This is a genomic window from Arcicella sp. BE140, from assembly GCF_031456255.1.
Taxonomy (GTDB): Bacteria; Bacteroidota; Bacteroidia; order Cytophagales; family Spirosomataceae; genus Arcicella; species Arcicella aquatica.
In genome coordinates, this window is sequence record NZ_JAVDUE010000011.1 from 181,707 (window position 1) to 200,984 (window position 19,278).

At 35.7% G+C, this 19,278-nt stretch carries 17 protein-coding genes; 5 read left to right on the plus strand and 12 right to left on the minus strand.

What is annotated here, in order from left to right:
- Nucleotides 1-284: 284 nt before the first annotated feature.
- Nucleotides 285-1,307 carry a nucleoside hydrolase gene (locus J2Y60_RS16325; RefSeq protein ID WP_309920099.1) on the plus strand — a complete coding sequence of 341 codons (1,023 nt, stop codon included), beginning with the start codon at nt 285-287 and terminating at the stop codon, nt 1,305-1,307.
- Between the two features lie 98 nt (nt 1,308-1,405).
- On the opposite strand, the gene J2Y60_RS16330 is transcribed toward J2Y60_RS16325, so the two are convergent.
- From J2Y60_RS16330 to J2Y60_RS16340, 3 genes are all read right to left on the minus strand, one after another.
- On the minus strand, nt 1,406-2,899 hold the full coding sequence (locus J2Y60_RS16330) for a RagB/SusD family nutrient uptake outer membrane protein (RefSeq protein ID WP_309920102.1): 1,494 nt from the start codon (nt 2,897-2,899) through the stop codon (nt 1,406-1,408).
- 19 nt (nt 2,900-2,918) lie between these two features.
- The gene (locus J2Y60_RS16335; protein ID WP_309920105.1) at nt 2,919-6,026 is read right to left on the minus strand and encodes a TonB-dependent receptor; all 3,108 of its coding nucleotides are present in this window, start codon (nt 6,024-6,026) and stop codon (nt 2,919-2,921) included.
- A gap of 508 nt (nt 6,027-6,534) precedes the next feature.
- Nucleotides 6,535-8,358, minus strand: coding sequence for a DEAD/DEAH box helicase (locus tag J2Y60_RS16340; protein WP_309920108.1), 1,824 nt, complete (start codon nt 8,356-8,358; stop codon nt 6,535-6,537).
- Between the two features lie 622 nt (nt 8,359-8,980).
- Between J2Y60_RS16340 and J2Y60_RS16345 the strand changes: the two genes are divergently transcribed.
- Together J2Y60_RS16345 and J2Y60_RS16350 are read left to right on the plus strand one after the other, a co-directional pair.
- The gene (locus tag J2Y60_RS16345; RefSeq protein ID WP_309920111.1) at nt 8,981-10,204 is read left to right on the plus strand and encodes a hypothetical protein; all 1,224 of its coding nucleotides are present in this window, start codon (nt 8,981-8,983) and stop codon (nt 10,202-10,204) included.
- Between the two features lie 103 nt (nt 10,205-10,307).
- The gene (locus J2Y60_RS16350; RefSeq protein ID WP_309920113.1) at nt 10,308-11,261 is read left to right on the plus strand and encodes a 3',5'-cyclic-nucleotide phosphodiesterase; all 954 of its coding nucleotides are present in this window, start codon (nt 10,308-10,310) and stop codon (nt 11,259-11,261) included.
- Nucleotides 11,262-11,345: 84 nt separating this feature from the next.
- Here the strand turns inward: J2Y60_RS16350 and J2Y60_RS16355 are convergent, their stop codons facing one another.
- The 8 genes from J2Y60_RS16355 to ung form a co-directional block, all read right to left on the minus strand.
- On the minus strand, nt 11,346-11,732 hold the full coding sequence (locus J2Y60_RS16355; protein WP_309920116.1) for a VOC family protein: 387 nt from the start codon (nt 11,730-11,732) through the stop codon (nt 11,346-11,348).
- A gap of 18 nt (nt 11,733-11,750) precedes the next feature.
- Entirely contained in the window at nt 11,751-12,167 is a 417-nt protein-coding gene (locus tag J2Y60_RS16360) for a hypothetical protein (RefSeq protein WP_309920119.1), read from the minus strand.
- 12 nt (nt 12,168-12,179) lie between these two features.
- The gene (locus tag J2Y60_RS16365; RefSeq protein WP_309920122.1) at nt 12,180-12,533 is read right to left on the minus strand and encodes a YciI family protein; all 354 of its coding nucleotides are present in this window, start codon (nt 12,531-12,533) and stop codon (nt 12,180-12,182) included.
- Between the two features lie 78 nt (nt 12,534-12,611).
- Entirely contained in the window at nt 12,612-13,214 is a 603-nt protein-coding gene (locus J2Y60_RS16370; protein WP_309920126.1) for a cyclic nucleotide-binding domain-containing protein, read from the minus strand.
- A 183-nt stretch (nt 13,215-13,397) separates the two neighbouring features.
- Nucleotides 13,398-14,018 (minus strand): hypothetical protein, encoded by a 621-nt coding sequence (locus J2Y60_RS16375; protein WP_309920128.1) that lies wholly within the window; start codon nt 14,016-14,018, stop codon nt 13,398-13,400.
- Between the two features lie 155 nt (nt 14,019-14,173).
- Nucleotides 14,174-15,616, minus strand: coding sequence for a TlpA disulfide reductase family protein (locus J2Y60_RS16380; RefSeq protein ID WP_309920131.1), 1,443 nt, complete (start codon nt 15,614-15,616; stop codon nt 14,174-14,176).
- A 294-nt stretch (nt 15,617-15,910) separates the two neighbouring features.
- Nucleotides 15,911-16,564 carry a GDSL-type esterase/lipase family protein gene (locus J2Y60_RS16385; RefSeq protein WP_309920133.1) on the minus strand — a complete coding sequence of 218 codons (654 nt, stop codon included), beginning with the start codon at nt 16,562-16,564 and terminating at the stop codon, nt 15,911-15,913.
- A 23-nt stretch (nt 16,565-16,587) separates the two neighbouring features.
- On the minus strand, nt 16,588-17,253 hold the full coding sequence (gene ung / locus J2Y60_RS16390; protein ID WP_309920136.1) for a uracil-DNA glycosylase: 666 nt from the start codon (nt 17,251-17,253) through the stop codon (nt 16,588-16,590).
- Nucleotides 17,254-17,352: 99 nt separating this feature from the next.
- Between ung and apaG the strand changes: the two genes are divergently transcribed.
- Together apaG and J2Y60_RS16400 are read left to right on the plus strand one after the other, a co-directional pair.
- On the plus strand, nt 17,353-17,739 hold the full coding sequence (apaG, locus tag J2Y60_RS16395) for a Co2+/Mg2+ efflux protein ApaG (protein ID WP_309920139.1): 387 nt from the start codon (nt 17,353-17,355) through the stop codon (nt 17,737-17,739).
- Nucleotides 17,740-17,803: 64 nt separating this feature from the next.
- Nucleotides 17,804-18,577, plus strand: coding sequence for a class I SAM-dependent methyltransferase (locus tag J2Y60_RS16400; protein ID WP_309920142.1), 774 nt, complete (start codon nt 17,804-17,806; stop codon nt 18,575-18,577).
- A 199-nt stretch (nt 18,578-18,776) separates the two neighbouring features.
- Here J2Y60_RS16400 and J2Y60_RS16405 read toward each other — a convergent pair whose 3' ends face one another.
- On the minus strand, nt 18,777-19,220 hold the full coding sequence (locus tag J2Y60_RS16405; RefSeq protein ID WP_309920145.1) for a DUF4920 domain-containing protein: 444 nt from the start codon (nt 19,218-19,220) through the stop codon (nt 18,777-18,779).
- Nucleotides 19,221-19,278 lie beyond the last annotated feature (58 nt).

Consider the following 19,278-nt stretch of genomic DNA (forward strand, 5'->3'; position numbering starts at 1 on the left):
CTGCAAGTGAAGTACTTATGTAAATAGATTCGCCCTAGCATATTCCCAAAGACACGTATGTCTGCAACAAACCAACATAATAGGATAACCTCGTTAGAATTGTCAACTTTTAAAAAGTTGACAATTCTGCTACATCTTCGCTCTCGTTGGAATGTACGTTTTGTTAGTCTTTGCGACCTAGTAAAAACAACAAGAAAAAACCAAAACCTTTTCATGGATTTAATTTAGTTGGAAAAGCAATGTAAATTTGACTTTCTAATCAATCTATCAAACCATGAAAAACAATGCTTAAAAAAAACAATCTTCTACTATTAATGCTTCTGCTAATAGTAGCTGCTACAACTTGCGCTCAGAATGTTACGAGTAACAATGCTGTAATACCCCGAATGAGAGTTATCGTCGATAATGATTTCAGTGGCGACCCTGATGGGTTGTTTCAGCTTGCACATTTATTACTTTCACCCTCGGTGGAAATAAGAGGTATTATTGGCTCTCACTTAAGTGTTAATGATGGCTTCGACCCTTCTAAAACACAAGCTGATAATGCTGCTAACAAAGCAAAGGAATTATTACAAGTAATGGCTATCAAAAATAATATCCCTGTCTTTGCGGGTTCAAATACTGCTATGTTGAATGACAGTACTCCTGTGAAAAGTGAGGCTGTAAATTTTATTATCCAAGAAGCTTTACGCACTGATACTAAATTGCCTTTGTATGTGCTTTGCGGAGCAGGTTTAACGGAGATTGCTTCGGCTGTATTAACCAACCCACAAATAGCCAATAAGTTAACATTAATTTGGATTGGTGGCCCTGAATATAACGATTTGGCATTACCTCCACCCAATTTTTCTGACCCAGAATACAACCTTAAAATAGACATTTCAGCAGGGGCAGTTGTATTCAATAAATCAAATATTGCTTTGTGGCAAATTCCAAGAAATGCCTATCGACAATGTATCGTTTCTTACTCGCAGCTTTTGGTAAAGGTGAAACCAACAGGAAAAGTGGGGAATTATTTGACTACTGTGTTAGAAAATTTGATGAAGAGAATCCAACCTTATTATAATATTGGCGAGACCTATGTTTTAGGAGATAGTCCTCTAGTATTATTAACAGCTCTTCAATCATCTTTTGAAGCAGACCCCTCATCAAGTAGTTATGTAGTTAAGTTGGCTCCCAAAATCAATAAGTTTGGGGCTTACGAATATAATCATAAAGGAAGACCGATTCGGGTTTATAATCACTTAGATACTCATTTAATGTTTGAAGACTTTTTTGCAAAACTAGCGTTAATGAATCCTTATTGATTGCTTTATTTCGGAAGTTTAATATGAATAACTCCAACTAAAAAGGGTCAGTTGAAATATTTCAACTGACCCTTTTTTAGTAAAAGCTACATTAATAATTATGGGTTAGGAACACAATCTTTATTAACGTTGATTTCTGACTGTGGAATCGGCCAGATATAAGCTGGAGATGTAACAGGAATCGCAGCAATGTTAGCTTTAGCAGGAAGCGGTAAATTATTACGTTGCAAATCAATTGAACGGAAACCTTCACCTAAGAATTCGATTCTTCTTTCTGTTAATATAGCATTTACTAAGTCTGTTCCAGTTGCAAAATCAGCAGCAGTATAAGCTGCCGTAGAACGACCTCTTACAGCATTTAATAAAGCCAATGCCGAAGCATCAACACTTGCACCACCTAATCTAGCTTTAGCTTCAGCCAAGTTTAATAAAACCTCAGCATAACGCAAGACTGGAACAAAATCCTTGTGAACAGGGCCAGTTGGATATTTTGTTAAACGGAAACGTCCTGCATCACTTGCAAAATCATTTCTTACAAAATTAACACGTCTAGCATCCGTTGTTGAGAATGCTGAACTAGCCAAGATACCAGCAGGATTCAAAGAGAAATCACCAATACCAATTAAAGGTAAGTAATAACTAGCCAAACCATTTTGAGTACCTGGTAAATCGTTATCGCCCATTGGAAATGAGAAGATAGATTCAACAGTAGTATAAGGTGCTGCAAATACCGAAGCTACAGACGCTTGTAAAGCATTAGCTACACCAGTTGAAGCTTTGAAAGGAGCACTCGTTGAAACAATCTTATTTGATTCTGTCACTACATCAGCCCATTTGCCCATTGTCAAATTTACACGCACTTTCATGGCAATTGCACTGTTTTTATGTGCACGTGTAGTATTTAACAATGCTGTTGAATACGTTGAAGGAAGGTTTTGCTCTGCATAGTTCAAATCGGCAAGAATCTGAGTATATACTTCTGCTACAGTACTTCTTTTCAAATTGTTGTTACCGCTACCAACTTCGCCAATCAAACGTAAAGGTACTCCTAAACTAGCACCATTATCTTTCGTATAAGGCTGGGCATAGGTGTTTACCAAAGCATAGTATATCAAGGCTCTCAAGAATCTTGCTTCAGCTTTATATTGCGTAGCCAAAGTAGCATCTACAACACCTGCGTTTTTATCTAAGCCTTCTGCAAATAAATTCGCACGGTTTATCGCCAAATAGGCAGTATTCCACATATTTGTTGGCTCATTTGAAGACGAGTTGTTTGTATGGTTCCAAGTTTGTAAGGCTGTTACAGCATTGGAAGTTACATTCAAAAACTCTTCACCACGTACATCATTATAGATATAATAACGACCACCATATAATTGTCCGTTCTTTGTACTTGAATACAAACCATTTACCTGAGCCAAAACACGATCGGGTGTTGCAAAGGCATCTAAATCTGACAATGATGTAATGGGTGCGACTTCTAGCAAATCTTTTTCACACGACAACATGGTTGTCAGCATGATGAGGGAAGCCATCGATAGTTTGACAGTTCTGCCTATAGTTTTAAAAGTAATATTTATATTTTTTTTCATCTTAAAATCAATTTTAAAATTAGAAACTAACTGATAAACCAACTGTGTAAGTACGTGCTTGTGGCGTAGAGTTACGGTCAACACCTGGAGCAATGTTCGAGTTACGGTTTGTTGAAATTTCTGGGTCAGCACCAGTGTATCCTGTTATGATAAAAGCATTTTGTACTTGAGCATATAATCTAGCACTTGAGATTTTAGCTTTTTCCAATAAACCTTTCTTGAAAGTATATCCCAAAGAGATATTACGCATACGGATAAAGTCTCCTTTTTCTACGTTTTCAGAGATTGGCGTTGAAGAACCATTTGAGATATTATCACCAAATACTAAGCGTGGAATATTAGTAATATCTCCATCTTTTTGCCAACGATTCAAGATGTCAGTGTGGTTGTTCCAAGCACGTTGGTCACGAAGACCCGCCTTTGTACCATTGTAGATATAGTTACCTCCTGAGAATTGTAAGAATACACCTAAATCAAATGATTTGTATTTGAAATTATTGTCTAAACCTCCAAAGAATGTAGGGAAAGCAGTACCCCAAACCTTACGGTCAGAACCTGTAATAGAAGGAGCAGTTGTTCCGTCAGTTACATAAGTCCATTTTCCTGGGTGTGAATATTGTACTTCTTTACCAGCAGCATTTACAAAAATACGTTGTCCATTTTTAGGGTTAACGCCTCTTGTTTCTACTACGAAAATACTACCTACAGGATAGCCAACGCGAACGATGTTTGAGCTTTCTAAACCACCTGTTTGAGCAATGATATCAGCATTGTTGTTTGCTAAAGACAATACTTCGTTTGAGTTTGTCGAGATGTTGAAGTTAGCATTCCAAGTAAATCCTTTCTTTTCAAGTACTAAAGCACTCAATGTAAATTCCCAACCTTTATTAATCATCGAACCAACGTTAGTGTTGATTGAGTTGTTAGGTACACCACGCGAAGGTGCTTGAGGTTCAGCCAATACTAAGTCTGTAATATCGTTTTTGTAATAGTTAATTTCCCCAGTAATTCTGTCATTGAACAAACCATAGCTTAAACCGATATCTAACTTAGTACTTTGTTCCCATCTAAGGTTTGGATTACCTGCTTGAGCAAATACCCAAGTTGGAGATGAACCATATAAACCAGAACCGAATAAGCTTAGAGAAGCAAAGTCACTTACACCCGTGTTACCTACACGGCCCCAGCTAGAACGTAATTTTAATTCGTTAACTGTATTAGCCAATGATGATCCTTTCCAGAATGATTCTTCCGATAAACGCCATCCTAACGATGCACCAGGGAAGTTACCCCATTTGTTACCAGTAGCATAAGCAGAGTAACCATCACGACGCAATGTGAATGAAGCGATATATTTTTTGTCGTAATCGTAGTTCAAACGTCCAAAATAAGAAAGTAAACCATTTTGAGTTTGATAATTGCTACCTCCCGCTACGTTGTTCACGAAACTTCCTTGGAAACTAGTAAAGAATGGGTCAGATACGTTGTTTCTTGTAGCACCCCAACGGTTAACTGTGAATTTTTGAGCTTCAGTACCTACAACAATGGTTGCATTGTTTTTACCAACACCAAAATCATACGTTAAATAATTTTGCCAGTTCCACTGTTTGATGCTTGTATAATAGTTTGTAGCAATACCATTACTTCCGCCACCTTCACCATGAACAGGGTTACTAAAGCTAATATCTTCCACTTGTGTATTATCCATACCATAAGATGTTCTGAATACCAAGCCTTTGTACAATTTAACATCAGCAAAAACATTTGCTATTAAGTGAGCATTCTCAGAAGTAAACTTGCTTAAGTCCAAATCGGGAAGTGGGTTATAATATCCACCAGGGCCTTGTAAGTTATTACCTAAGCCCATGTTGTTTCCTGCTTTGTTGATGTTGTATGAACCATCAGCATTGTAAGGAGCAATGTTTGGAGCCAATACTAAAGGTAAACGACCTAAACCACCTGTAGAGAACGCACCTGTTGTTCCTGTGTTAGGCGATTGATTGAAACTGTTTGCGTAAGTAATATTTGAACCTATCGTGATATAATCGTTCAGTTTGTGCGAAACGTTCATACGGCCAGTCATACGACTAAAAGTATTTTTCTTAATCATACCATCTTGATCAGTATAACCCACTGAAAACGAATACTTTGTTTCCTTATTTCCACCATTCAAGCTTAAGTTATGGCTTTGTGAAATACCTGTTTGGTAAACATAATCATACCAGTTTGTATTTACTAAGCTACCATCAGCATTGTATGAAGGGAAGAATTGATTAGCCAAACCTGCGTTTTTAGCCGCTTCGTTCTTGATGTCCATGAACTGCTGGGCGTCTAACATTTTAAACTTTCTGAAAGCCTGAGTAGAACCCACCCAAGTATCATAAGTTAACTTAGCTCTGCCTTCTTTTCCTTTTTTAGTAGTAACCAACATTACCCCTGCAGCCGCTCTTGAACCATAAATAGCTGTTGCAGAAGCATCTTTCAAAATCTCAACTGACTCAATATCAGAGGGGTTAATATCACCAAGTGGGTTGTTTACAGTATAACCACCTGCAGATACATCACCAGAGTTGATAGGCATTCCATCAATTACGATTAATGGAGAAGAACTTTGGTTGATTGAAGATGTACCACGTACACGAATAACAGGAGCATTATTCAATACACCGTTTGGTGTTGTAATATTCACACCAGATACGCGTCCTTGTAAACCTTGGTCAAATGATTGTACTGGCTGTGAAGCAATCTGCTTTCCAGAAACTGAAGTTACTGCTCCAGTAATTACTTTCTTGCTCTGAGTACCGTAACCAACTACTACAACTTCGTTCAATTCAGAAATATCCAAATCTAATTGAGCATTGATTGTTTTTTGATTACCAACCTTTACAGACTTAGGCTTAAAACCTACAAAAGTAAATACAAGGGTTTCGCTTGGCGAAGCATTGATAGTGAATGAGCCATTTGCACTTGTTGTGGTTCCACGAGTTGTACCCATTACAGATACACTTACTCCTGGTAGCTCTGAGCCATTTTCTGACGTTGTGACTTTTCCTGTAATCTTATTTTGAGCAAAAAGTATGCTCGCACTGAAGACTAACAGCATGGTAAGTAGAAGTCTCTTCTTCATGCAATAATGGAGTTTTAGTTTGTTGATAGTTTATACTTACATTACTTGAAATGTTAATATTTCGTTAACATTTTCGATATGTGAAAATATGCAGTAACAATTGTTAAAACAATAACTTTTTTAATACAAATTAAAAAAACTTTAATAAATCCAACGAAAAAATAATTTAATACCAAATTATTGCGTTTTTAGCAATAATATTTTAAAGTAATATTTTACTTAATTTTAATATTGCAGAATTATAAACCAGAATATCACTAGAATAGCCATTCATCTTATGGCAATTAGTACTTATTACCAAATAATATTTTATAATCCTTTGCAAATAATTATAAGTAATTATATCCTATTTTATTCAACCAAATCCTAAAAATACGATTTCAAAAAAATAGGCATTGAGTAATTTAACATTCTAGCCTATTAAAATACTTGCTAAAGCCTAACTGATATAAATGCAAAACGCCCCTATGAAGACTCACAGGGGCGTTTTATATTATTTTTGTTAAGATTAATTGCTTGGTTTAGCAATCTCAACATTTACTCTTTTGCCTTTAATAGAAGCACCTTCCATACGGTTCAAAACAGTAGTTGCGTATTCTTTTGGAACATCAACAAATGAATATTTATCAAAGATATTGATTTGTCCTAGAGTGTTTCCAGGTATTCCTGATTCTCCGGCGAAAGCACCTACGATATTAGCAGGAGAAATCTTTTCGTCAAAACCAATGTTAACAAACATTCTTACCATGTTGGCATCCTGACGGTATGGTTTACCAGCTTTGTCTGTACGAGGACCACGGTCTTCAAAAGAACGAGGCTGACGGTCGTTTGAACGACCACCTGAACGGTCGTCGCGTGAATTACCACGTTCGAAACGTCCACCTTCTCTGTTTCCAAAACGATTTCCTGATTCACGATTTCCACCACGACCAGCATCTCTGCTTCCGAAACGGTCACCACTTCCACCACGTTCGTTTCTACGTGCATTGCGTTCTGCTTCTCCGTCTAAGTTTTCATCAGCGAATTCGTTTTTAGCAACACCCATGTTCATTTTAACTAAAGCAGCGATGATTTGCTCAGCAGTAAATCCAGAATGTTCTAAAGATGCATATACATCACCGAACAAATCTAAATCTCCTTCTTGGATAGTATTTTGAAGACGTTCGATAAACATTCCTTTTTTAACACCAACAACATCCGAGAACGATGGAATTACACCTTTGTCAATTTTAACTTTAGTATAATTCATGATGTCGCGTAGACGGTTACGTTCTGAACCTACTACCAAAGTAAATGCTTTACCTGATTTACCAGCACGACCAGTACGACCGATACGGTGTACATAATATTCTTCATCTAATGGAATGTCATAGTTAAATACAGCATCCACATCACTTACGTCAATACCACGAGCAGCAACGTCTGTAGCTACTAAAATAGTTACTACGCCTGAACGGAATTTAGCCATTACATTTGTACGTTGTGCTTGGCGTAAATCTCCATGAAGACCTTCAGCTGCATAACCACGTAATACTAATTCTTCTACAACTTCGTCAACTTTTTTCTTTTGGTTACAGAATACCAACGCTAATTTAACAGCATGTAAATCCATCAAACGAGTCATTACTTCTAACTTAGCTTTTCCTTTTACATCAAAGTATAATTGTTCGATGTTAGCATTAGTAATTTCGTTTTTCACTACTTTCACTAATTTAGGATTGTTCTGGTAGCGAGAAGTCAAGGCCATGATAGGCTTAGACATCGTAGCTGAGAAGAAAACTGTTTGACGGTCTTCGTTAGTTTCTTGTAAGATACTTTCGATATCTTCACGGAAGCCCATGTCTAGCATTTCATCTGCTTCGTCAAGAACAGCCATTTTAACATTTTCAAGTTTCAAAGCACGTCTTTCGATTAAATCGATAACACGTCCTGGCGTACCAACAACGATGTTTGCACCTGCTTTTAATGACTTGATTTGACGTTCGATTGAATCACCACCGAATACAGTAGTTACCCAAACGCCTTTTTTGTATTTTGATAATTTTTTAATTTCTTCAGTTACTTGAACAGCCAACTCACGTGTTGGGCAAAGTACTAAACCTTGTACGTATTTATCGAAAGCGATAACTTTGTCAATCATCGGGATACCAAACGCCGCAGTCTTACCTGTACCTGTTTGTGCTTGTCCGATTACATCACGACCTTCTAATAAATAAGGAATTGCTTCTGATTGGATTGGTGAAGCAGTTTCGAACCCCATGTCCTTTACTGCATTTTTGATGTCTTCCGACACGGAAAGCTCATCGAATCTTAATCTTGTGATTTCACTCATGATTTTTCTAAAACGATTTCAAAGACGTGCACAATCAATAAGAAATAGGATAAAACCAATTTCTTTGGGATATGTGGTATTCAAAGATTTCGTTGCCTTTGTTTGTATAGCCTATCAAACGACATGAAGAAGATTGAGGGCATCGACCTGATGCTCCACTCGTTCCTGAGACTAATAATTTGTAATTGATTTGAAATAATTGCTTTAATGATGCCCGAACATCCGTTAAAGCTCTGGGAGACCGACTTAGAACTGTAAAAAGTTCCTGAGAAGAATTGTTTCGTATCCAACGAAACGTACACAGAGACGTGCGGATGTTTTTTGTATTAATTTTTCACAAAGGTACGCCAATGTTTTGTATTAGCAAATCTTTCTTGCATTTTTTTTAGAAAATAAAATTTAACCTTTACAATGTTAACCTTTAAATAATACTATCACACAACATAGGAATGCATTTATGCCTTTAAAACCTGACATAAACCAAACGACTTTATACCAATACTGATTCCCTTTTCAAAAATTATTGCAGAACCAAACAGATTTATGTAAAATTTGTGAAAACTTTAACCAATATTTAAATAGATATAAGCGTTATATCTAAAATAACAATTTGTATTATTCCATGAAAAAATCAATCTTATTAAGTTTATTCGGCTATTTAATTTGTATTAATACGGGTTTTTCGCAAGTTTTCTCAGATTCTGTATTTATAAATATCCAAGGTACGATAGGTAAGCTTCAAGGCGAAAACGAAAACCTAAAAAGCCGTTTAGAAATGCAAAGTCGTTCACTGTCGGACATTTCTAAGAATCAATCGCTCAGTGATAAAACCAAATGGGAGAAAATTAGAACTAACTTGGTAAAAAGTGCGGAGGTATATAAAATTTTAAGTGATGATATTATCGATTTAAAATCACAGGTAATTAACCAAGACTATCAAGGGTATATTAAAAAACTTAGCTCGGTTGAAAAAGGGCCATTAGGATTTTCTTTTGAAGAGGTAATCATGAAGACGGCTCAAAACAAAGCCATTTTCACTAAAAAAGAAAAGAACGAACGTTTCATGACTGTATTAAAGAGTTTAAAGGATAGCCCAATCGTAGGCCTAATTCCTTATGCTTCGCAGGCTGTCAATCTTTCGACGGCAGCGGTGAATGTAGCTTATGCAGCTGGAGTACAAGACAAAAAGGTCAATTTTGATAAAATCCGTGAATTTGAAAAGGAGCTTCAACGCTATACGGGTTTTTATAATGCTTTAGATAAAGCCAATTTAACCAATACCAATTCAAGTTCGCAAACAGTTACTTTGCTAGAAGCACTTCAATTAGATTTATTGGAAAAATTCAAGAAGGACGTCCAAAAGGTTGGTTATAATCCGAGAGATATTAGAAATGATGAATCGTTGGACGATTATTTCAATTATTTGGTGGGTGAATTTAATACAGACTATGTAAAGAAAAGAGTAGCTGATATTGAAAGCAAGTACACTCAAAAAGATGGCAAAATAAATTTAGCAGATATGCTTCAAACAGAACTGGACGTTAGACATGTAAACAATAATTTAGATTATTTACAAAGTCTGTGCAATCGTTTTATTGGTATTCATGACCAATATTTTGACTTAGAAAACCGCTATTTTGACCAAGTTAAACAGGCAATCAGCGTAGCTAAAGCCAATAATATTATCGAAGCCGTAGGCGACCGCCCAGCACAGATGGTTTATGATGATTTAATAAAAGAACTGGGAGCGAAAAAGAAAAAGAAAGATTCGGCCATTAAGTCAAGTATCAATATCAAGGAATTGAAGGATAAAATTGATTCTGTTGATATTTATAAGATACTTTAATTTTTTTAAATCTTTATCTACAAAATACCTCTTTCTCAAAAGAAGGAGGTATTTTTATGCACTGATTGCTCATATTTTCGACAAACCATCAACTCCATCACATATGTCTTATCGTTCATTATTAATTTTACTTTTATTGTCTGTCAACCTCTTTGCTCAGCAAAAACAGCCTTCGGCTTTTCAAGTTGTTCCCTTGGGTGTAAAAGGCGGAACAGATGAAAGAAATCTTTCGGCTTATATGCTCGCTCCTATCGCTACCAACGACTATGTCTGTCTGGATGCTGGCACTGTGTATGCAGGGATAGAGAAAGCTGTAGAGAACAAAGTATTTAAAGTAACTGCCACAGAAGTATTAAGAAAATACATCAAAGGTTATTTTATTTCTCATGCCCACCTAGACCATGTTTCTGGCTTAATCATTAACTCTCCTGGAGATTCTTCCAAAACCGTTTATGCCACCGACAAATGTATGCAAATGATGCAAAATCATTATTTTAATGACCAAACTTGGGCTAATTTTGGCGATGAAGGCAAAGGATTCCTAATCAAAAAATACCATTTTCAAACGTTAAAAGTTGGTGAGGAAAGCAATATCACCAATACTTCTATGACAGTAAAGGCTTTACCTTTAAGCCATGTTAACCCTTATGAAAGCACAGCTTTTTTAATTAGGAATCAGAACGATTATGCCTTATATCTTGGTGATACTGGTCCAGATGAAGTTGAAAAAAGCAACAAATTGGCTTTACTCTGGAAAGAAATCGCCCCACTAATTCAACAGAAGCAATTGAGAGGTATTTTTATTGAAGTATCATTCCCTAATGAGCAGCCTGACAAATCACTGTTTGGGCACCTTACACCAAATTGGATTATGAAAGAAATGAATAAACTGAGTGATTTAACAGGAAAAGAAGCCTTGAAAGGTTTTAAGTTGATTATTACACATTTAAAACCTCCAGCAATCAATGAAGCAAAAATCAAAAAACAATTAATAGCACAAAATACCTTGGGGTTAAACCTTATTTTCCCAGAACAAGGAAAACGTTTTGAATTGTAAATTGATGTTAAGTTTATTCAAAACCCTGTGTGATGTCAAATGCTATCACACAGGGTTTTATTTTTGAAAAGTACTCGACAGAATCTATTGACCAGAGTGTAAGCCAACCAGATTGCCCTCTGTATCGATAAAGAAAGCCATATTACCTGTTTCGGGGTCGATGTTGGTTTTGGGCATGGTAACAGTACCTCCGGCACTTTCTATTTTATCTAACACCAATTGTAAGTCGGGGTTGGCATTCAAGTAAATAAGAGCACCGGTTGTACTCGGAGTATGATAAGGGCTTTTTACCAATGCACCACCAGACTTCGGACTTTGCGAGGGGAACATTAGCATTTGCATACTCATCATTTCGAGGGGAATCATCTCTATATCAAAGATTGTTTCATAAAACTTTTTTGCTCTTTCCACATCAATAATGGGGATTTCAAACCAATTCAAAGCATTGGTTGTGGCACTTAATTTTTCCATGTTAACAGTATTAAAGGTTTAATTAATAATTCTATTGTCTTTAGCCACATATTTAGCAAAACCCAACAAAGCACCCGTCACCATGATATTACGAAAGAAATTCACCATTTCTAGTTCTTTCTCTCTGTTAAGGTTTTCAGCCATCATTTCTGTACCAAGTTCATGACCCATCGCTCGGGGAAAATGCACCAAAATGGCCATTAATATTACATAAACTGCCATCAGAGTATAGGCTAGTTTATCATATTTACCAATTAAAGCACTGATAATAAAGGCAAGAATACAAAAAGCTGTAAAGTAATTTAAAAAGTAAGGGAAAGGTAAATAATCTGGCACAAAAGCTGCCCCGACGTCAGGTTTTCCGAAATGTAACCCAACATACATCAAAAAGGAAATGGGGAATATCCAACGACCTAAATTTAGAAATTTTTCCATGGTATTGCAAGTTTATATGGTTGGAAAAGGAATAATAGGACGAATTTCGACACTGCCATTTTCATATTTTAGCATAGGGCAGGTTTTACTCCACTGTTGTACTTCTTGAAGGGTTTCGGCTTTACAAATAAGGTAACCCGCTACCAGCAAATTACGCTCAGTTTTGTCTGGCCCTTCGCTAATACCTTGCTTACTAACAACCTGTCCATAATATTCTATTGGCTGGGTTGATACCAACTTGCCTTGCATAGCAATATTGCCGATCCAAGCTTGCCAAGCAGGCATATCTTCTGCCATATCTTGGGGAGTAGTGATATAGGCATTATCACCACTGATATCTCGGAATAAAAGTAAGTACTCTTTCATTGGTCTGTTATTAAATTGTGAATGATGAAACAAAATTCTACAATTCAAGCACCATGAACATTGACAAATGTCAACGTTTTAGAGTTTTGCTTTTAATCTACTAAAAGTTTCCTGAGAAATGCCTAAATAAGAAGCAATGAGTTTACTTGAAAGACGGGTCATTAATTTGGGGCGGTATTCCATTAACCACTTTATTCTTTCCAGAGCCGTTAATGAAACAAAGGTGTTAATTCTATACACTGAATTGGCGTAAGATGCCTCTAAGATTTGTTTATACACTTTATCAAATTGTGGCACAGTTTCAACTAATAACTGGAAACTCTGCCTATCAATGGCTAAAAGACTACACGGTTCTACTGCCCTTATGTTTTCGGTAGCTGGGGACTGGCTTCCAAAACTCATTAATTCCGAACACCAATTGTTTTCAGTGATAATATCACGGGTATTTTCATTGGACTCACGGTCGTAAACATATACTTGTAAACAACCCTCTGCCACAAAATAAACATATTTACAGATTTCTCCTTGACTTAAAATCTGTTCGTTACGTTTAATTTTTAAGGGTTTGAAGCACTGAAGTACTTCATCCAATCGGGGAACGTTATTCCCAAGCCTTTCTATGATATGCTCGCGAAGAATATTGATAATCACAATTAATTTGATTTTGAGGATTATACTCATAACCAAATTGGGGAATTATATGTTTTTAAATTTAATATTAACTTTTTCAATTATTGGTTTTTAAAGCAAATGGCTTTTACCGAGAACCTATTAACCCGTAGAAAGGAATGTAAGCGTATATTCTTTCGTAACATTACTCATGGCATTACTTTGCAAGTAATGCCATGAGTAATGTTACCGTATTTATTTACCCACTTTGATATGCTCAAAATCTTCTTTCTTGGTAAAATATTCTAATCCTACAATTAATATTATCGTAATGGCAAAATTAAGTTTTTGCATGATCGGTAAGAAAATCAGGAAAGTACCAGATCCATAGAGATATAGCGTACCATAAAAAACAAGAAGACAAATAACAGACAGAGCTTTGAATAAATGTAACTTCGATTTGAAAACGAAAACAGTAATGTAAAAAATACTGATAAGAAACATTGTACTTGCGATAGTAATCATTGTATCGTGCAAGGGAGTCGCTATTAAAAAAGTAAATACCATACCAATACCTCCACAGTATTTAATGACATTAGCAGCACCTTTGTTCGGTATTTTCTTTGAAAATTTACTAAAAAATATTGCAAAACTTGCCGAAAGAAAAATCATTCCTACAATAGCCCAAAAACGAGCAGGGTTATCTAAACCATTTACTGCTTTCTCCCCAAAAAGATTACTAATGAAATTACTTTTCCAGTTAAAACCAATGGAGTTTTTGTCAAATATCGAACCACCCGGATAGTTAAATGTCGCTACCAGAATTAATGTTAAGGATATGATTATTCCAATGAGAACTGAATATCTTTTTAGCATGGAGGTTTTGTGTTAAACGTTCGGAGAACGTTAATATCTATCGTTCGACTTGCCCTTACGGAACAAGTCGAACAGCTTTGTACTCAGAAAAAGTTTTTTTTATCGTTTGACTTGACATTACAGAACAAGTCGAACAGTCTTACTTTTACCGACTTCTACTCCCCCACCAACTTCAAAATATCCGACAAAATTTTAGGGTCACTTGGGCGTTTGGCATCACTATCTACGATATTCCCTTTTTTATCCATCAGCATATACCTTGGGATAGATTCTAGCTTGAAAAATTTGGCTGCACCAGACTCCCACCCTCCTTTTGAATAGATATTTTTCTGATTTTCAATATCTAAATCTTTCATTGCTTTACGCCAGTTCTGTTCTTCTTCGTCGATAGAGATGTATAAGAAAACTACTTCTTTGCGTTGTTTCTCACTTAATTTTTCTTGCAACTGTTTTGAAAAAGGGAACTCCTTACGACATGGTCCACACCAAGATGCCCAGAAATCTAAGTAAACTACTTTCCCTTTTAAACTAGCCAATGATAATTCTTTACCATCTGGAGTAATTGCTTTAAACCATTTACTATCCTCCTCTTTAGCCTTTACTACCTCGTCTTTTTTGCTCATTACTTCGCCACATTTTTCTTTGATTAAAGTAGCATATTGCTCTGAATTAGGTGTAGCCGTTAACGCAGCAAAAGTATTTCGGACAACCGAAGGCAAGCAATATTGGCACTGACTGTTTAATAAATAAGCTAAATAAAATTGATATGCTTTTACAGGCAAATGTTCTCTGGCAAAAAAATGCTTATCCTCCATAGACTTGTTTACATCAGCATACTTCTGAAAGCCATGAGCTTTGGTATTAAAGTAAGTCACATAATAAATCAAGAAGCTACGGTAAGAAGATGAAAGCAGGGCTGTTTCATCCTGAATCTTTTTTTCATCTAATCCCTCCAACAAAGTACTTGGCAATGATAAAACCTGTGCTTGCGCTTGATTAGCATTTCCTCTTTCAATAGGATATGCTAATATATAAGTCCAATAATTCCATCGAATCTGATTTTCAATGTATTGCTTGAATTCATCCGAAAATTTGGCTTGGTCTGGAAATGTCTTATAATAGTCAGATTGTGCTTTTTTTGATTCAAACAAATTCATTTCAAGTTCATCAACAGGCACTTGCATCACCTTTTTCAGCATTAACGAAGGTGTAAAGTCAGTCTTGAATTGCTGATAAAATTTAGTTAGAAAATTATTTTCTAATGCCTTATCTCCTTTCAATGTGATAGGTTTATTGACATCTTGGGCATCGAATTCAAGTTCAATCTGATTCCCTTTTCCTACAAACAACTCAATGTACCGCTCCTTTACTTTCAATGCTACTACCGCATTTTGTGGAACAGTTAGCTTAAACTGAAAACGGTTTTCACCAGTCAAAGCTGTTTTTTGTACCGATGGTTTAACGCCTAACATCAAGGCATCATACACTAAAGTAAGCGTATCGCCCTTGGCATTATCTACTTTTCCCGAAATGGTTACATTTTGCCCAAAAGTAAATTGTGCTACTATGAGCAAAAGCATTGAAAGGAAATATTTCATAATTATCACATTAAAATAAACGTCGTTGCAGGGTAAATAAAGCAGTAAACACTTTAAACCGCACTAGAGAACAGCTCAAATCCTACTGATTACCCATATCTTTTAAAAAGTTGAAATGGAGATAGGATTATTGATAAAATTGGTTAAAATGGGCTTAAATTGCTTTTAAAACCAAGCCTTGAAGACCTCATCCCTAGCGAGGGACTTAAGTCCTTTAATAGAGATTAATATACTGATTTTCAGTTAATTATAAACTTGTGAGTAATCAGTAAAGCTCAAATCTTACAGCTATCCTCACTTCACATGTTTTGCTAAGTATTTTCTAATCGCTGCTGTCCAAATTTGATAGCCTTTTGCATTCAAATGTAGGTTGTCGGCTACGAAAACATCTTGCATCAGCTCACCATTAGGCAAATAATAGTGCTTTTGTACATCAATAAAATGAAGTTTTTTAGTTGTTTTGCAATAGTCTTCAATCAATTGGTTAGCCTTTTTTTGTTGGTCTACTATTTTTACTCTAGCAATACTTGGGCGAATTGAAATATACGCAATAGTAGCTTTTGGCAATTGCTTCTTTGCTTTCTCAACAAATATTTTAAAGTCTTCAAACACTGTTTCTGGACTTTTTCCAGATGCTAAGTCGTTATCACCTTCATACACTAAAATGTGTTTGGGTTGATATTTAGCCACAATTCTATCAAAATACTCGTTGGCATCACTCATCACAGACCCACCAAAACCTCGGTTAATAACGGCATAGCCTGTTAAATCTTCTTTGTAAGTAGTCCATAAGCGAAGGGAAGAACTTCCAACCAATAATATTTGCTTGGGAGCTGGCATTGAAATTGAATCGCTTTTTTCAAAAGCTTTGATTTCATTTTCAAATTTATTTTGTGCCCAACAAAACTGACTCACTAAAATTGCGGCAATTAACAATACTTTTTTCATTTGAGATTATTTTTTGAGTTTAATTACCATTGAATACCAGTCAATCCTTTGCTTTGTAAATATTCATTGGCTTGTGAAAAATGCTTATTCCCAAACCAACCACCCGAATTGGCGGCCATTGGCGAGGGATGTTTAGATTTTAAAACTAAGTGTTTTGAAGCATTTATGATTGCCCCTTTATCCTGTGCATACTTTCCCCATAGCATAAACACTACGCCTTCTTTTTCTTCTGAAATACACCTGATGACAGCATCCGTAAAAACTTCCCAGCCTTTTCTTTGGTGCGACCCTGCCTCTGAAGCCCGCACAGTCAACGTAGCATTCAACAACAATACTCCTTGATTTGCCCAGCGTTCTAAATTACCAGATTTGGGTACTGGGATGCCTAAATCGTCTTTTATTTCTTTAAAAATATTAATCAGTGACGGAGGTGCAGGTATGCCATCATTCACAGAGAAAGAAAGCCCCATTGCCTGTCCTGCTCCATGATAAGGATCTTGCCCTAGAATAACTACTTTTGTGTTCTCAAAAGAGCATTTATCAAAAGCATTGAAAATAAGTTTTCCGGGTGGATATACTGTTCCGATGCTATACTCGTTTTTAACAAAGTCAACCAAGGTTTTAAAATAAGGTTTTTCAAATTCTGGGTTTAATTTTTCTTTCCAAGAATCTTCAATTTTCACGTTCATTATTCAATGGGTTTTAATAAATTTCTTAATTACGTTGATTTTTCAGACAATGTAATGTAATTTTCGGTAAAATATATTGTAAAAAAACTAATAAAAAAAATGGTCTCAGCTATCACAAATGGTGTAAAGGTAAGCGTTTTGACCCACTTTCAACCTGAATATTCTAATCCATTTCAAGGAAATTTTGTTTTTTCATATCATATCAAAATTCATAATGGAAGCGATTATACTGTAAAACTTTTGCGTCGTCATTGGTATATTCATGATGCTAACGGACTTGTGCGCGAGGTAGAGGGCGAAGGTGTAGTAGGGCAACAACCTACCTTAGAACCGGGTCAATCTTATGAATATACAAGTGGATGTAATTTAAACACTTCGCTTGGCAAAATGGCAGGTACTTATCAAATGGAGCGTATTTTTGATGGCAAATTTTTCAATGTTGTCATCCCTGACTTTACGATGGTTGCTCCTTTTAGAATGAATTAAAATACTGTATATCAGTAATAAAAACTCATAATTCACAACTTATAACTCATCAACCCAGTCGATTTTGTTTAAAAGATATTTTCAATATTTACTTGCTTCAAAAAACGAGCACGCTATTCATTCGCCCTTTGTTTTTCAACTTTACACACAAATTATTCTCGCAAAAAAGTTTAAGTCACCATATTTCACAGCTATTGAGGATTTAAGAAAACGTTTGTTGAAAAATGAAAGGGTTATTGAAATTACAGATTTTGGGGCAGGGTCTAAAATACACAAATCAACTTCTAGGCAAATCAAGCAAATTGCCAAAAGTGCTGAAAAGCCCTCAAAATTTGGCAAATTAATTTTCAGGCTTATTCAACATTTTGAGCCAAAGGTAATTTTCGATTTAGGAACTTCATTAGGTGTCACTACTGTGTATGAGTCTAAAGCGAAACAAGATGCTAAAATAGTTACGTTTGAGGGATGCCCAACTACCGCAAAAATTGCCCAAGAGAATTTCGATGCATTAGAAGCCAATAATATAGAAATTGTCGTGGGGAATTTGGATGAAACGCTAACGAAACAAATCGCAAAAATTGAGAGACTTGATTTTGCTTTCTTTGATGCCAATCATCGCTATGAACCCACTGTGAAGTATTTTGAAATATGTTTAGAAAAAGCCCACGAATCTTCGCTTTTTATATTTGATGACATCCATTGGTCAGAAGAAATGCAGGAAGCATGGCAATATATCAAGGCACATCCGAGTGTGATGATTACAATAGACTTGTTTTTTATTGGTTTAGTTTTTTTCAGAAAAAACCAGCCTAAACAAGATTTTATATTAAGGTTCTAACAAAAAAAGTCTCTGAGAAAATTTTCTCAGAGACTTTTTTTGTTATTGAGTGATTTAGTGAATGAGCGATTTAGTGATTAATACATTACACTTTGGAAGATGTTATTAAACTACTTTATTTTTAGAATTAAATCAACACCTTAAACTCAAAGCTCATCACTCGAAGCTCACAGCTCATTACTGATAACTCAAAAAACTCTTACTTGACAATTACACCAGTAGCTACAAAACCTAAGGCTTTTTCTGGTTTCTTGATTTTAGCAATTTCGTCTTTACTTTTTCCAGCATCTTCGGCATAGTGTTTCAAATCAATGACCGAAGTAGTTTTTACTTTAGCTGTTCCATCGATTACGACTGTCTTACCAGCAATATCTTTGGGTACAAAAAAGCCGTAATCTTTAAAAGTCACACGCATTGTTTGTCCGTCGTCTAACTTTACTTTCATCCAACATCCTTTTGCTTGACAAACAGACTCTACTACACCCGACACTTTGGCTGTAATCTGTTCATTATCATTCGCTTTCTTTAATAATTCAGCTGTTGATATAGCACCTTCTTCCGTAATTTCTTCTCCAAATTTACTTTGTGCATTAATGGTAAATGCTCCTGCCATTAATGATAATACAAGTATTAACTTTTTCATTTTCTTAGTTTTTATATGTGTTTAATGAATAGCACAAAATTAAAGAATAGAGTTTATT

Coding starts and splice junctions, on each gene's coding strand:
- J2Y60_RS16325 (WP_309920099.1), top strand. CDS start 285: ATGCTTAAAAAAAACAATCTTCTACTATTAATGCTTCTGCTAATAGTA.
- J2Y60_RS16330 (WP_309920102.1), bottom strand. CDS start 2,899: ATGAAAAAAAATATAAATATTACTTTTAAAACTATAGGCAGAACTGTC.
- J2Y60_RS16335 (WP_309920105.1), bottom strand. CDS start 6,026: ATGAAGAAGAGACTTCTACTTACCATGCTGTTAGTCTTCAGTGCGAGC.
- J2Y60_RS16340 (WP_309920108.1), bottom strand. CDS start 8,358: ATGAGTGAAATCACAAGATTAAGATTCGATGAGCTTTCCGTGTCGGAA.
- J2Y60_RS16345 (WP_309920111.1), top strand. CDS start 8,981: ATGAAAAAATCAATCTTATTAAGTTTATTCGGCTATTTAATTTGTATT.
- J2Y60_RS16350 (WP_309920113.1), top strand. CDS start 10,308: ATGTCTTATCGTTCATTATTAATTTTACTTTTATTGTCTGTCAACCTC.
- J2Y60_RS16355 (WP_309920116.1), bottom strand. CDS start 11,732: ATGGAAAAATTAAGTGCCACAACCAATGCTTTGAATTGGTTTGAAATC.
- J2Y60_RS16360 (WP_309920119.1), bottom strand. CDS start 12,167: ATGGAAAAATTTCTAAATTTAGGTCGTTGGATATTCCCCATTTCCTTT.
- J2Y60_RS16365 (WP_309920122.1), bottom strand. CDS start 12,533: ATGAAAGAGTACTTACTTTTATTCCGAGATATCAGTGGTGATAATGCC.
- J2Y60_RS16370 (WP_309920126.1), bottom strand. CDS start 13,214: ATGAGTATAATCCTCAAAATCAAATTAATTGTGATTATCAATATTCTT.
- J2Y60_RS16375 (WP_309920128.1), bottom strand. CDS start 14,018: ATGCTAAAAAGATATTCAGTTCTCATTGGAATAATCATATCCTTAACA.
- J2Y60_RS16380 (WP_309920131.1), bottom strand. CDS start 15,616: ATGAAATATTTCCTTTCAATGCTTTTGCTCATAGTAGCACAATTTACT.
- J2Y60_RS16385 (WP_309920133.1), bottom strand. CDS start 16,564: ATGAAAAAAGTATTGTTAATTGCCGCAATTTTAGTGAGTCAGTTTTGT.
- ung (WP_309920136.1), bottom strand. CDS start 17,253: ATGAACGTGAAAATTGAAGATTCTTGGAAAGAAAAATTAAACCCAGAA.
- apaG (WP_309920139.1), top strand. CDS start 17,353: ATGGTCTCAGCTATCACAAATGGTGTAAAGGTAAGCGTTTTGACCCAC.
- J2Y60_RS16405 (WP_309920145.1), bottom strand. CDS start 19,220: ATGAAAAAGTTAATACTTGTATTATCATTAATGGCAGGAGCATTTACC.